Source organism: Cellulomonas septica, from assembly GCF_012396155.1.
GTDB lineage: Bacteria > Actinomycetota > Actinomycetes > Actinomycetales > Cellulomonadaceae > Cellulomonas > Cellulomonas septica.
The window spans coordinates 1-13675 of record NZ_JAAXOY010000023.1 but is presented as its reverse complement, the minus strand read 5'-3'; the positions used below and the strand labels follow the sequence as shown (position 1 = coordinate 13675).

The following is a 13675-nucleotide window of genomic DNA, read 5'->3' as shown; positions in this document are numbered from 1 at the left end:
GAACGGCTCGGCGTTGCCGAGCAGCCGCCCGCCTCGTACCACGATCGTCACCTCGGACCCGAGGTCCGCGTACGCGCGCGCCATCTCGACGCCGACGACACCGCCGCCGAGCACCGCGAGCCGCGCGGGGACCTCGCGTGCGGCGGTCGCCTCACGGCTCGTCCAGAAGCCCGCCTCGGCCAGCCCGGGGACGTCGGGCACGACGGGCTCCGACCCGGTCGCGAGCACGACCGCGTGCCGCGCGCGCACCTCGGTCTCGGTCTCGCCCGAGACGAGCAGGGTGCGCGGACCGGTGAGCCGCGCGTGGCCGCGCAGCAGCGTGAGCCCGACGGACTCGACCCAGGACACCTGGCTCGAGTCGTCCCAGTGGTGCACGATCTCGTCGCGCCGGGCGAGCACCGCCGCGGCGTCGACCGTGGCGTCCGCGACGGCGGCCTTCGCGCCGGGTACGTCACGCGCCGCTGCGAGGACCGCGCCCGCGCGCAGCAGCACCTTGGAGGGCATGCACGCCCAGTAGGAGCACTCGCCCCCGACGAGCGCGTGCTCGACGAGCGCCACGCTCAATCCGGTGCGGCTCGCGCGGTCGGCGACGTTCTCGCCGACGGCGCCGCCGCCCACCACCACGACGTCGAACTCATGCTGACTCGGCATCGCCCCATCGTGGCGGCCCGCGGCCCCGTCCGCAGGTTGCGGGGCCGTCGGCGTGTCCGTCCTGGGTGCTTTCGTCCGGACCGCGCTGCTACGTTCGCACCGAGGGTCCGCCGGAGACGGCAACCAGCCGTGAGCTCCCGGCGTCGACGACGGAGGGGCGACGTGAGCGAGACATCCCAGGGCAGTGGTGCGCTCGGACCGATCCACGGGCGACCGAGCTTCCGCGAGCAGTTCGACAGGTCCCGGTTCCCGGAGCACGGCCTCGGATCCGACGAGGTCTACGAGCTCCTGCACACCGGGCTGATGCTCGACGGGAGAGAGACGCTCAACCTCGCCTCGTTCGTGACCACGTGGATGGAGCCGCAGGCCGAGCAGCTCATCCACGACTCGCTGCGCAAGAACCACATCGACCACGAGGAGTACCCGGCGGCGTCGCTCGTCGAGGAGGCCTGCGTGCACATGCTGGGCGACCTCTTCCACGCGCCGGACCCGGCGAAGGTCGTGGGCGTCGCGACGATCGGGTCGTCCGAGGCGATCATGCTCGGGCTGCTCGCCCACAAGCGCGCGTGGCGGCACCGGCAGCTCGCGGCGGGCCGTCCCGCGGACCGGCCGAACGTGGTGTTCGGCGCCGAGACGCACGTCGTGTGGGACAAGTTCGCCAACTACTTCGACGTCGAGATGCGCAAGATCCCCATGCGGCCCGACCGGTACGTGCTGAGCGCGGCCGACGTCGAGGCGCAGGTCGACGAGAACACCATCGCGGTGGGTGCCGTGCTGGGGACGACGCACATCGGCGAGGCCGACCCCATCGAGGAGATCAACGACCTGCTCGTGCGGATCAAGGCGGAGAAGGGCTGGGACATCCCGCTGCACGTCGACGGCGCGAGCGGCGCGTTCGTCGCCCCGTTCGCCGAGCCCGACCTGCGGTGGGACTTCCGCCTCGAGCAGGTCGCGTCGATCAACGCGTCGGGGCACAAGTACGGGCTCGTCTACCCGGGCGTCGGCTGGCTGATCTTCCGCGACGCGTCGCTGCTGCCCGAGGACCTGGTGTTCAGCGTCAACTACCTGGGCGGCGCGCAGCCGACGTACACGTTCAACTTCTCGCGCGGGTCCGCGATGATCCAGGCGCAGATGTACAACTTCCTGCGGCTCGGGCGCGACGGGTACACCGCGATCGTCGAGACCATGCTGGCCAACGCGCGCCACCTCAACGAGGCGCTCAAGGCGTCGGGCCGGTTCGAGATCCTCAACCCCGGGCTCGCGGAGCCGGTCGTGACGTTCCGGATCAAGGACGACCCGGGCTTCGACGTCTACCACCTGTCGGCCCGCCTGCGGGAGAACGGCTGGATCGTGCCCGCCTACAGCCTCCCGCCCGACGCGCAGGACGTGCACCTCATGCGCGTCGTCGTCCGCCTCGACCTCAGCCGCACCATGATCGAGATGCTCCTGCGCGACCTCGACCACGCGTGGGAGTCGCTCGCCGCCGAGCAGCCCACCGCCCGTCCCGCCCCGAAGCCGGACGTCTGGACGGCACCCGACAAGGCCGCCGCGCACGCGAAGGCCCGCACCGGTCTGCGGGCGTGACGCGCACCTCGGCGCTGCCCGACCTGCCGGACGGCTGGACCGCGGTCGACACCCGTGGTCCGGGTCCGTTCGTCACGCACGCCGTCCTGCGGCGTCCGGACGGCGCCGAGGTGGAGTGGACGTCGCGGCGTCACCGCAAGGGTCTGGGTCTGCGGGCGCGCGTGCCCGTGCCGTCGGCAGCGGACACCGCCGTGGTCGCGGGTCCGGCAGGCGCCGCCGTCGCCCCGGCACCGTCGGACGGAGGCGGGCGTCGCGGTGCCGACGCGTGGAGCTGGTGGATCGGCGCACTCTTCGCGATCGGCTCGGTGTGCTTCGCGCTGGGCTCCGTGCCGGCATACTTCCAGGCCGTGCCACCGGCCGTCACGGCGTGGACGTTCGCGGTCGGCTCGGTGTTCTTCACGAGCGCCGCGTACCTGCAGTACGACGAGGCGGCGCGCGCCCCGCGGGACGTCCTCGCGACCGCGCCACCACGCAGCCGGCTCGCGGCGCTCGTGGGCTTCCGCCCCGACCGCATCGACCTCTGGGCGTCCGCCGTGCAGCTCGTCGGCACGGTGCTGTTCAACGTCAGCACGTTCAGCGCGACCCGCACGGGGCTCGCCATCGCGGGCGACAAGACGCTCGTGTGGGCGCCCGACGTGCTCGGGTCCGTGTGCTTCCTCGTCGCGAGCTGGTTCGCGTACGCGGAGGTCAACCGGGGCGTCCTCCCCCGCCCGGACCGGTCGGTCGGGTGGACGATCGCCGCGCTCAACATGGCCGGCTCGGTCGCGTTCGGCGTCGCCGCCGTCGCGGCCCGGTACCTGCGCGGCACGGACGAGATGGCGAACGTCGCGCTCGTCAACGCCGGGACGTTCGTCGGCGCGGTGTGCTTCCTCGTCGGGGCCGTGCTGCTGCCGGTCGAGTCGGCGCACGACCGCACACCCGCAGCGGCCCCGAGCGCACCCGTCCCGCACGACGAAGGCCCCTCACCGACCGTGCGGTGAAGGGCCTTCGTGCTGGTGCGCCATCAGGGACTCGAACCCCGAACCCGCTGATTAAGAGTCAGCTGCTCTGCCAATTGAGCTAATGGCGCGCGGTTGAGAACGTTAGCAGCCGTCCGGCCTGGGAAGCCAATCGGATCCGGCCGTCGTGACGACCGTCACGCGACGTCAGGAACGGCCGTCCCCGCTGGCCTGCGGGGTGCCGTTCTCCGGCTGCCACCACTCCTCCTCCGGCAGGCCCTCCTTCTCGAGGATCTCCTGCGACGGGACGGCCTCGGCGGCCGTCAGGTCGGCGATGAGGGTGAGCGGGACGTGCGCCTCGAGCAGCTCGCGGACGCGCTCGGCGTCGGGCGCGGCGAGGGTGTCGGGCGTGTCGTCGCTCATCGGGTGGCTCCTGGGTGTTCCTCGGTCAGGCGTCCGGCTGTCTCCATGGCACACCACGGGGACGTGACGTGCAAGGTCGGTGTCCTGGTTCCGCAGGATCGTCACAGGTACAGACCGGTGCCCTCACCGGAGCCGCGCTCGGTCGCGACCGCGTGGACGTCCTTCTCGCGCAGCAGCAGGTACGTCGCTCCGGCCAGCTCGACCTCGGCGCGGTCCTCGGGGTCGAACAGGACGCGGTCCCCGAGCTCGACCTGGCGCACGTGCTGGCCGACCGCCACGACCGACGCCCACGCGAGCCGCTTGCCGACGGCGGCGGTCGCCGGGATGACGATGCCCGCGGACGACCGGCGCTCGGCGGGGTCGCCGTCGACGGAGACGAGGAGGCGGTCGTTGAGCATGCGGATCGGCAGCCCGGGACGGGCGTCGGGAGCGGGAGCGGTCACCCGCACGACGCTACCGTGCGCGGGACGTAGGCTGACCGCGGCGTCGACCGGCCGACGCCTCCCCTGCGACCACCGGAGCGTCCTCGTGCCTCGTCTCGCCGTCGGCGACCTCGCCCCCGACTTCACGCTGCCCACCGCGGACGGCGGCAGCGTCACGCTGTCCGACCTGCGCGGCGAGCACGTCGTCGTGTACTTCTACCCGGCCGCGATGACGCCCGGCTGCACGACGCAGGCGTGCGACTTCCGCGACTCGCTCGCGTCGCTGCAGGGCGCCGGCTACAAGGTCGTCGGCGTCTCCCCCGACGCGGTCGACAAGCTCGCGCAGTTCGCCGAGGCCGAGCACCTGACCTTCCCGCTCGCGTCGGACACCGAGCGCGGCGTGCTCGAGGCGTGGGGTGCGTGGGGCGAGAAGTCGCTCTACGGCAAGACCGTGACGGGCGTGATCCGCTCGACGGTCGTCGTCGACCCCGAGGGCAAGGTCGAGCTCGCGCAGTACAACGTCAAGGCGACCGGGCACGTCGCGAAGCTGCGCCGGGACCTGAAGATCGCCTGACCTCCCGCGGTACGCGCACCGCGCCGCCGCCCTGGCACGCACGCCCGACGACGGCGGTCGCGTGTGCCACACTCGGGCGCGCGGGAGTGGTGAAACGGTAGCCACGCCAGGTTTAGGTCCTGGTGCCCGAGAGGGCGTGCGGGTTCGAGTCCCGTCTCCCGCACCACGACGACGGCCCGGCACCGGGGAGATCCCGGTGCCGGGCCGTGGTGCGTCCGGCGTCAGCTCGCGGCGCGCAGCGGCAGGCGGACGACCGAGTCGGCCAGGCGGACGGTCGACGTGCCCGAGCCGATCGCGTTCCACACCGCGACGCGCACCGTGCCGTTCGTCAGGCGCCCGAGGGTTCCGGTGACGCGGTCCGCCCCGACGGCCTCGGTGTACCGCTCGACGCCCGGCACGGGGTCGGTCGCGAAGTACCGGTAGACCTCGACGCGGTCCCACGTGCCGTCGCCCGTGAGGTCGTACGACACCGACACGCGCGTGCCGTTGCCGACCACGCCGCCCGCGTCGAGCGCGAGGTCGAACCGGGTCCCCGCCGTGGTCGGCGTGCCGCTCACGCCCTCGACCGTCGCGACGTCTCCGTCCGCGTCCTGCGCCACCACCATCGCGCCCTCCTCGTCGCCGCGTCCCCGACCGACACCCCATCGTGGCCGCCCGACCCCGTCCCCGTCGCCCGTTTCGGAGATCGCGGTCGGGTCGAGTACCCTGGGCCCGCCTGGAGGATTCGCCTAGTGGCCTATGGCGCACGCTTGGAAAGCGTGTTGGGTGAAAGCCCTCGGGGGTTCGAATCCCCCATCCTCCGCCGCCCGAAGGGCCCGCGACCTGCCACCGTGCAGCGCGGGCCCCTCGTGTTCCCGCTGACGGGTCGTCGCCCGAACGCCCCCGCGCGGCGGTCCCGTGGTGGGAGCATCCGCGCATGACGACGACCGACGTGCCGGCGACGGCGACCACCGAGCCGGGCACGCCCGCGGCGCCGCGGTACGCGCACTGGTGGCGTCGGGCGGTCGCGTCGGTGTCGGACGGGTTGCTCGTCGCGGCGGTCGCGTGGCTCGCGACGGGCTCGGTGGCGCCCGTGCCGCTCCGGCCCGTGCCGTGGTTGCCGCTCTCGGCGGTGCCGGGCATCGAGCCTGACGGTCGGCTCTCGTGGTGGACGTGCGGCGCGGTGCTCCTGCTGCTGGTGCTCCAGGCGTTCACCGGGATGACGCCGGGCAAGGCGATGGTCGGCATCCGCGTGGTGCGCGAGCGCGACGGTGCGCCCGCGGCGCTTCCGGTCACGGTGCTGCGGGACCTGCTCCACGTGCTCGACTGGATCCTGCTGGTCGGCTGGTTGCGACCGCTGTGGCACCCGCGGCGTCAGACGTTCGCCGACTCGGTCGTCCGGACGGTGGTCGTGCGGGCGCGGGTGGACGTGCCGGTCCCGGTGATCGTGGGCGTCGCGACGGTGACCGCCGGGGCGCTGGTGCTCGCGCCCGCGGTGACGGAGAGCGGCGAGACGAGGGTCGAGTGCACCCTCGTCCCCGATCACGCCTCGGGCCTCGCGACGCTGTCCGGACGCGAGCCCGGGGACGTCTGGGTCACGCGGCTCGGCGTCCGGCGGCTGTCCCCGGCGCGGCCGCCGGTCGTGCTGTCGTGGACGCTCGCGCCTGGCGCCGACCCGGACGGGACGACGCTCGACGTGGGGGTCGTCGAGGCGGACGGCGACGAGGCATGGCACTCGGCGGTCGCGTTCCGCGACGGTGCCGCCTGGACGGACGACGTGACCCAGGTGCCGGAGCTGACGATCCCGCGCCGCGTGTTCGACGACGCGGGCCCGGGCGCGCTCGTCGAGCTCACCGGAGAGGCCGACGGGACGTCGGAGGTGCTGTGCGTGCTGGGGTTCGGCGTCGAAGCCGCGGAGCTTCCGCCGTCGCCGCGCGTCGACTGGTGACGTCGGCGGGGTGCCGGCGCCTGGACGCGCCGTCTGCGCGCACCGTGGCCTAGATTGACGCGGACGACCGCACGCAGCCGCGGGCCGCGGCCACGGACGACGGAGGCGACATGACCGACGAGACGCGCTCGAACCTCGACGCCCGGCTGCAGCGGCACGGGTTCGCGCGGGACGTGCACCGCGGGCTCAGCAAGGGCATCGGGTTCCTCCCCGTGAGCGACGAGACGAAGTCGATGCTGACGACGCGCAGCGGCGAGGCGGTGGCGATCGCGGCGGAGACCGGGGTCGCGCTCGCGAACGGCGCGGTCGTCGCGGGCAAGGGCGCGGTCGACGCGGCGCGCGAGGGCTACCACGCGTTCGAGGAGAAGCGCGAGGAGGAGGCGGCCGCCGCGAAGCGGCCGTTCAGCGTCGTCGCGGCGCCGCCGGAGACTTCCCGCACCGACGAGGCAGCGACAGGTGCGTCGACGGGGAGCACCGCGGGCCCGGAGGGTGAGGGCGACCTCCTCGAGCGGCTCGAGCGGCTCGGCTCGCTGCGCGCAGCCGGGCACCTGTCGGACGCGGAGTTCGAGGCGGCGAAGGCGCGCCTGCTGTCGGGCGCCTGACCGCAACCCGCTCCCCTCACCTGGGAGCGCAGCCTGTCCCCTTCACCTGGGAGCGCAGCCTGCCTCCTTCGCCCGGCCGGGGTGAAGGCGGCGCCACGCTGTGAACGGTCACGGTTCTGTCTCGCCGATGGACCGGCTCTTGCGCTCCCCTGCACTCCCTGTCGTATGTTGTGCACGGTCTCAGGCTGGGACCGTGCACAGCGCGACGACGCGCGTGCGGTACCGCGTTCGACTCGACGGAGTGTCATGACGCCCACCAGATCCCGCTCGACGCGTGCCGCGCGAGCCACCACCGCCGCGATCGCCGTGGGTGCGGCGATCCTCGCCCCCACCGCCCTGTCGGCCGCCGCGGAGGACCCCGGTCCCGTCGACGCGGGCATCTTCGTCGAGAAGGTCGACGGCCTCCCCGCGGACTTCGCGGCCGGTGTCGACGTGTCCTCGGTCCTGTCGCTGGAAGAGAGCGGGACGGTCTTCCGCGACTCCGACGGTCAGCAGGCGGATCTGTTCGAGGTCCTCGCCGACCACGACATCACCTACGTCCGCGTCCGCGTCTGGAACGACCCGTACGACGCCGACGGCCACGGCTACGGCGGCGGGACCGTCGACGTGCCGCGCGCGGTCGAGATCGGGCGCCGCGCGACCGAGGCCGGGCTGCGCGTGCTGGTCGACTTCCACTACTCCGACTTCTGGGCCGACCCCGCGAAGGTGCACGTGCCGAAGGCGTGGGCGGGCCTGACGGACGCCGCGCGCGCCGAGGCCGCGGGCGAGTTCACCGCCGACGCGCTCGACGCGTTCTCCGCGGCTGGCGTCGACGTCGGCATGGTGCAGATCGGCAACGAGTCGAACAACGGCATCGCGGGCATCCGCTGCGAGTCCGGCAGCGCCACGGACGCGTCGTGGGCGCCGTGCGTCGCCGTCTACGAGGCCGGGTCCGCCGCCGTGCGCGCGTCCGACTACGGCGACGACGCGCTCGTCGCGCTGCACTTCACCAACCCCGAGAACGGCCGGTACGCGACGTACGCCGGCATCCTCGACCGGGCGGACGTCGACTACGACGTGTTCGCGAGCTCGTGGTACCCGATGTGGCACGGCTCGCTCGGCAACCTGACGAGCGTCCTCACGCACGTCGCCGACACCTACGACAAGAAGGTCATGGTCGCCGAGACGTCGTGGGCGTACACGACCGACAACGGCGACCAGCACGGCAACACGATCAACACCTCGACCACGCCCGTGCACCCGATCAGCGTCCAGGGGCAGGCCGACCTGGTGCGCGACGTCATCGCGGCCGTGCACGCCGTCGGCGACGCAGGCATCGGCGTCTTCTACTGGGAGCCCGCATGGCTGCCCGTCGGCGGGCCGTCGGACTGGGCCTCGCAGAACGCGCTCTGGGAGCAGTTCGGCTCCGGCTGGGCGTCGAGCTACGCCGGCGGGTACGACGAGGACGCGCGCGACTGGCACGGCGGCTCCGCGTGGGACAACCAGGCGCTGTTCGCCTTCGACGGCACGCCGCTCGAGTCCCTCGACGTGTTCCGGTACGTCCGCACCGGCGCGACGACCGCGCGCGTCCCCACGTCCGTCGAGAAGCCCGTGGTCGACGTGCGCCTCGGCGACCCCGTGACGCTGCCGTCGACGATCACCGTCCGCTACAACGACGGCACGCAGGAGACCGCGTCCGTCACGTGGGGCGGCGCGCTGAGCTGGATCCGCGGGACCGGCACCTACAGCATCCCCGGGAGGACGTCGACCGGCGTCGACACCGTCGCGACCGTCCGCGTCCGTGCGGAGAACGTCGTCGTCAACGGGTCCTTCGAGGACGCCGACACGAGCATGTGGGACCTCACGTACTCGGTCGCGTCGGGCGACAACGCGATCAAGACGACCGGCAACGCGACGGACGGCACGCGTGCCGTCGCGTTCTGGGCGGGCACGCCGTTCACGGTCGACCTGAGCCAGCAGCTCACGGGCGTCCCCGCCGGCACGTACACGCTGTCGGCCACGCTGCACGGCGGCGACCAGACCGGCACCGACCTGAACGTCTGGGCCTGGAACGAGACCAGCGGCACCCGGTCGACGCCCGTGTGGCTCGCGGGCTGGAACACGCCGACGACGTTCACCGTCCCCGACGTGGTCGTCGGCGACGACGGCCTCGTGAAGGTCGGCGCGTGGCTGAGCCTCGACGCACCCGCGTGGGGCGTGATCGACAACATCCGGCTGGAGCCGTCCGTCGGCACCACCACCGTCGACACCGCCGCCCTGCAGGCGGCGCTCGCCACGGCCGACGCCGTCGACCGCGACGCGTGGACGCCGACGTCGCTCGCGGTGCTCGACGACGCAGTCGCGTCGGGTCGCGTGATCCTCGCGGCCGGGCAGCCGACGCAGCAGGACGTGGACGACGCGACCTCCCTCGTGACGGACGCGGTCGACGGGCTGGAGCCCGCGGCGACGCCCACCCCGACGCCGACGGTCTCGACGACGCCCACGCCCACGCACGAGCCGACGGGCACGCCCACGACCACGCCGACGTCGGGACCGACGACGGCGCCCACTCCGACCGCATCGGCGTCGTCGGGCGGTCCGGCGATCACCGTCAGCCGGACCACGGTCCGGCCGGGCGACACGGTCACCGTGACGGTCACGGGCGTCGCCGGGCCGCAGGTCGAGGTCGGCGTCGCCAGCACCTACCGGCGCCTCGCGACCGTCCCGGTCGTGGGCGGCACGGCGACGGCGACCGTCACGATCCCCACGACGCTGTCGCCGGGCCTGCACCACCTGCAGGTGCGCGACGCCGCGGGCGTGGTGCTCGCGCAGGTGGAGATCCGGGTCACCGGCGCGTCGCTCGCCACGACGGGCACGGACCTCGCGGCGCCGGTCGCGACGGGCGTGCTGCTCCTGCTGCTCGGCGGGTCGGCCGTCGCCGTCGCGACGCGGCGGAGGGCGCGCGCCGGTCGGGCCACCGCCTGACGTACGGCATCCCCGCACGACGAGAGCCCCGGGTCACGACGGCCCGGGGCTCCCGTCGTCCGACGCCGTCCCGCGGACGCGGGCACGCGTGTGACCGGTGGACGGTTCACCGCACGCGCGCACCGTCTCTGACGTACCGTGGGAGGGACTTCACAGCACGGGCCTCGGCTGGCGCACCGGTCGGGGCCTTCGTCGTATCCGTCGAGCCAGGGCGATCCGGCGACGTGTGCCCGAGACTCCGTCGCCTCGCGCCTCGCCGCGTCCGCGCCCGGACCGACTGGACGGACAGCCCATGAGCACGACCGCCCTCCCCGCCTCGCACGTCGACGGCTCCGCCGGCTCGCGCCGCCGCGCGGTCAGCGACTTCACCGAGCTCGCGCACGCCGTGCAGGCCGCGGGCCTCATGGCGCGCCGACCCGGCCACTACGCCGCCCGTCTCTCCGGCGCGGTCGTCGCGATGGCGGGCCTCGTCGCCGCGGTCGTGCTGGTCGGCGACTCGTGGTGGCAGGTCGCGGTCGCCGTCGTCGCGGCGGTCGTCCTCACGCAGGTCGCGTTCCTCGGGCACGACGCCGCGCACCGGCAGATCTTCGCGTCGGGCAAGGCCAACACGTGGGCCAGCCTGGTCCTCGCGAACCTCTTCGTCGGCCTGAGCCACGGCTGGTGGCAGCACAAGCACACCCGCCACCACGCCAACCCGAACAAGGTCGGGACGGACCCCGACATCGACATGAAGGTCCTGTCGTTCACGCCCGAGCAGATCGCGAGGCGGGAGTCGGCGCTGTCGCGCTGGTACCTGGCCCGGCAGGGCTTCTTCTTCTTCCCGCTGCTGCTGCTCGAAGGTGTCGCGCTGCACGTCGCCGCGATCCGGCGCGTGCTGTCGCGCGAGCCGCTGGAGCGTCGCGGCGTCGAGATCGCGCTGCTGACCGTCCGCCTCGTCGGCGCCCCCGCGCTGGTCCTCGCGGTGATGTCGCCGGTCAAGGCGCTCGTCGTCGCGGTCGTCCAGCTCGCGCTGTTCGGCTTCTACATGGGCGCGTCGTTCGCGCCGAACCACAAGGGCATGCCGCTGCTGCCGAAGGACGCGCGCGTCGACTTCCTGCGCCGCCAGGTGCTGACGAGCCGCAACATCCGCGGCGGGCGCTGGGTCGACGTCCTCATGGGCGGGCTCAACCACCAGGTCGAGCACCACCTGTTCCCGTCGATGCCCCGCGCGACGCTGCGCCGGGCGCAGCCGATCGTCCGTGCCTACTGCGAGGCGCGCGGCATCCCCTACGCGCAGGTGTCGCTGGTGCGCTCGTACCGGATGATCGTCGACCACCTCAACACCGTCGGCCGCCCGGACCGCGACCTGTTCGCCTGCCCGATCACGGCGGCCTACCGCGCCTGACCTCCCACTGCCGGCCGAGCGTCGATACCGTGCCGGCATGGCCGTGACGCTCACCGTGCACGACGTCCCGGAGGGCGTCCGGGACGAGCTCGCTGCTCGTGCGGCGCGCGGCGGCCTGTCGCTCGACGCGTACCTGCGGGCACGCCTCGTCGAGCTCGCCGCCCACCCGACGGCGGCTGACGCCGTCGGCGCGATCCGTGCTCGCGCTCGCACGTACCCACCGTTCGACGCGGCACGCGTCGCCCGCGACGTCGACGCCGACCGGCCGTGAGCCCACGCGCGGCCGGTGCCGCCCGTGACACGGAGACGGTACGCGTCCCTCGATAGATGTCTTGTCTTATATAAGACGTGTCATCTATGGTCGGGACATGTCGCTGAAGCACGCCGTGCTCGGGTTCCTCTCGGTCGCACCGATGACGGGCTACGACCTGCGCAAGCACATGGAGGAGTCGGTCGCGCACTTCTGGCCGGCCGACCAGGCGCAGATCTACCGCACGCTCACCGTGCTGGCCGCCGACGGCCTCGTCGACGTCCGCACCATCCCGCAGGAGGGCCGCCCCGACCGGCGCGAGCACTCCATCACGCCGTCGGGCGAGGCCGAGCTCGACCGCTGGCTCGCCTCCCCCGTCGAGTACGTGCCGTCGCGCGAGTCGTTCCTCGTCCGCCTGTTCTTCGTCGGGCGCCTCGGCGTCGAGCAGGCACGCACCGTCCTGCACGAGCGCGCCGCCGAGGCCCGCGAGCTCGTCGCCGTCCTCGAGCACACCCGCCACCTCAACGACCAGGCCCTCGCGCAGGCCGGTGGTGACGTCCCGCTGCCCGTCCGGCTGCGGCTCGCCACGCTGTCCAACGGCCTGGTCCACGCCCGCGCCGAGCTCACCTGGGTGGAGGACCTGCTCACCGAGCTCGACGACGCCTGACCCCCACCCTCCGACGCCTGACCCCACCCTCCGACGTCCCGCCGCCCGGGCCGGGACGCGGACCCGACGTCCGACCCCCGGCACGCCACGTCTGCACCACGTCGACACCGACATGGCTGCCGTTCGCGACCCCTGAACGGCAGCCACGTCGGTCTCGACCGACCCCGCCCGCGTCCCACGGGACGACGGGCGAGACGCCGCACGCCTGCCGCACCGCCCGCACCGCCCGCCCAGCCCCCATTGCACCCCACCGCACGAGGAGACCCGCCATGTCCGCGTCCACCGCCACCCGCCCGGCCCGTACCCGCACGCCCCGACCCGCGTCCTGGCGCAACATCACGATCTACGCCGTCGGCGTCATGGTCCTGTCGGTCCTCGGCGCGCTCGCGCTCGCCGGCGCGGAGGACAAGGCCACGAGCCCCGGCGCGCTGCTGTTCGTCCTGAGCCCGATCGTCATGGCGGTCGCGCTGCGCACGCTCGGCCGCGACGGCTGGGCCGACGCGGGCCTCGGGATCGGCCGCGAGCGCGGCTGGTACGTCTTCGGCGTGCTGTGGTTCCCCGTCGCGGCCGCGGTCGCGCTGCTCGTCGGGGCCTTGACGGGCCGCGTGCACGCGGGCGACGGCGGGCTGTCGCTGTTCGGGACGCTCGTCGCGACGGGCCTGGTGGCCCGCACGCTGTTCGCCCTGTTCGAGGAGTGGGGCTGGCGCGGGTACCTGGAGCCGCGGCTCCAGGCGCTCGGCGTGCGCGGGCTGCGGCGGCACCTCGCGGTCGGCGCGCTGTGGGCCGTCTGGCACGTGCCGTACATCCTCGCGATGGGCTCCGAGTACACCGACGTGCCGCTCGCGCTCCAGATCCCGCTGTTCACGGTCGCGGTCCTCGCGATGGCCGTCGTGCTGGGCGTGATGCGCGCCCGGACGGGCAGCGTGTGGCCGGCGGTCGTCGAGCACGGCGTCGCCAACGCGGTCGCGTTCGCGCTGCTCGACGCGGACGTCGTGCGCATCGACAGCCCGCTCGCCTTCGCGGCCCGGCCGGAGTCGCTCGTCGTCCTCCCGCTCCTGGTGCTGACGGCGGTGGTCGTGTGGCGCCGGTGGGGGACGGACGACTGACGGACCCGCCGGGTCCGGCGTGGCGCACCGTCGGGCCGGACCGGCGGCGCGGGTCAGCGGCGCGGGTCGGCCACGGGATCGCGCCAGACCGCTGACAGCAGGCGGTTCGCGAGGCACGATGCCCAGGTGACGTCGAGCACCCCGGCCCTCACCACCCACCCCGACCGCGCGGACGCCGCCACG

General features: G+C 73.7%; 14 protein-coding genes and 3 tRNA genes. 12 read left to right on the top strand and 5 right to left on the bottom strand.

Going from position 1 to position 13675, the window contains the following annotated elements:
• Positions 1–651, bottom strand: a 651-nt coding sequence (locus HGA02_RS02435; protein WP_168677189.1) for an FAD-dependent oxidoreductase, incomplete at its 3' end; no start/stop codon positions are given.
• A 162-nt stretch (positions 652–813) separates the two neighbouring features.
• Here HGA02_RS02435 and gad point away from each other — a divergent pair.
• Together gad and HGA02_RS21565 are read left to right on the top strand one after the other, a co-directional pair.
• A complete protein-coding gene (gene gad / locus HGA02_RS02430) occupies positions 814–2235 on the top strand; it encodes a glutamate decarboxylase (protein ID WP_168677187.1) in 1422 nt (473 codons plus the stop codon).
• Positions 2232–3215, top strand: coding sequence for a YrhK family protein (locus tag HGA02_RS21565; protein WP_168677183.1), 984 nt, complete (start codon positions 2232–2234; stop codon positions 3213–3215). Before gad ends, HGA02_RS21565 begins: the two co-directional genes overlap by 4 nt.
• Positions 3216–3228: 13 nt before the next feature.
• On the opposite strand, the gene HGA02_RS02420 is transcribed toward HGA02_RS21565, so the two are convergent.
• The 3 genes from HGA02_RS02420 to HGA02_RS02410 all read right to left on the bottom strand — a co-directional run bounded on the left by HGA02_RS02420 (position 3229) and on the right by HGA02_RS02410 (position 3994).
• Positions 3229–3304: transfer RNA gene (locus HGA02_RS02420), tRNA-Lys, on the bottom strand.
• 76 nt (positions 3305–3380) lie between these two features.
• Entirely contained in the window at positions 3381–3596 is a 216-nt protein-coding gene (locus tag HGA02_RS02415; protein WP_168677180.1) for a hypothetical protein, read from the bottom strand.
• A gap of 101 nt (positions 3597–3697) precedes the next feature.
• Positions 3698–3994, bottom strand: a complete 297-nt coding sequence (locus HGA02_RS02410; RefSeq protein WP_168677177.1) for a GroES family chaperonin — start codon at positions 3992–3994, stop codon at positions 3698–3700.
• Between the two features lie 130 nt (positions 3995–4124).
• On the opposite strand from HGA02_RS02410, the gene bcp reads away from it, so the two are divergent.
• Together bcp and HGA02_RS02400 are read left to right on the top strand one after the other, a co-directional pair.
• Positions 4125–4592 (top strand): thioredoxin-dependent thiol peroxidase, encoded by a 468-nt coding sequence (gene bcp / locus HGA02_RS02405; protein WP_343035218.1) that lies wholly within the window; start codon positions 4125–4127, stop codon positions 4590–4592.
• An 80-nt stretch (positions 4593–4672) separates the two neighbouring features.
• Positions 4673–4758: transfer RNA gene (locus HGA02_RS02400), tRNA-Leu, on the top strand.
• Between the two features lie 55 nt (positions 4759–4813).
• On the opposite strand, the gene HGA02_RS02395 is transcribed toward HGA02_RS02400, so the two are convergent.
• Positions 4814–5197, bottom strand: a complete 384-nt coding sequence (locus tag HGA02_RS02395) for a hypothetical protein (RefSeq protein ID WP_210728062.1) — start codon at positions 5195–5197, stop codon at positions 4814–4816.
• Between the two features lie 112 nt (positions 5198–5309).
• Between HGA02_RS02395 and HGA02_RS02390 the strand changes: the two genes are divergently transcribed.
• The 8 genes from HGA02_RS02390 (at position 5310) to HGA02_RS02355 (ending at position 13492) form a co-directional block, all read left to right on the top strand.
• Positions 5310–5394, top strand: a tRNA-Ser gene (locus HGA02_RS02390).
• Positions 5395–5508: 114 nt separating this feature from the next.
• Positions 5509–6519, top strand: a complete 1011-nt coding sequence (locus tag HGA02_RS02385) for an RDD family protein (protein WP_168677175.1) — start codon at positions 5509–5511, stop codon at positions 6517–6519.
• A 110-nt stretch (positions 6520–6629) separates the two neighbouring features.
• On the top strand, positions 6630–7121 hold the full coding sequence (locus tag HGA02_RS20300; RefSeq protein ID WP_246247317.1) for an SHOCT domain-containing protein: 492 nt from the start codon (positions 6630–6632) through the stop codon (positions 7119–7121).
• Between the two features lie 246 nt (positions 7122–7367).
• Positions 7368–10085: a glycosyl hydrolase 53 family protein gene (locus HGA02_RS02375; RefSeq protein ID WP_168677173.1), complete on the top strand. Its 2718-nt coding sequence runs from the start codon at positions 7368–7370 to the stop codon at positions 10083–10085.
• 292 nt (positions 10086–10377) lie between these two features.
• A complete protein-coding gene (locus tag HGA02_RS02370) occupies positions 10378–11469 on the top strand; it encodes a fatty acid desaturase family protein (RefSeq protein ID WP_168677171.1) in 1092 nt (363 codons plus the stop codon).
• Positions 11470–11506: 37 nt separating this feature from the next.
• Positions 11507–11740 (top strand): FitA-like ribbon-helix-helix domain-containing protein, encoded by a 234-nt coding sequence (locus HGA02_RS02365; RefSeq protein WP_168677169.1) that lies wholly within the window; start codon positions 11507–11509, stop codon positions 11738–11740.
• 97 nt (positions 11741–11837) lie between these two features.
• Positions 11838–12386, top strand: a complete 549-nt coding sequence (locus tag HGA02_RS02360) for a PadR family transcriptional regulator (RefSeq protein WP_168677166.1) — start codon at positions 11838–11840, stop codon at positions 12384–12386.
• A 269-nt stretch (positions 12387–12655) separates the two neighbouring features.
• The gene (locus HGA02_RS02355; RefSeq protein ID WP_168677163.1) at positions 12656–13492 is read left to right on the top strand and encodes a CPBP family intramembrane glutamic endopeptidase; all 837 of its coding nucleotides are present in this window, start codon (positions 12656–12658) and stop codon (positions 13490–13492) included.
• Positions 13493–13675: the final 183 nt, after the last annotated feature.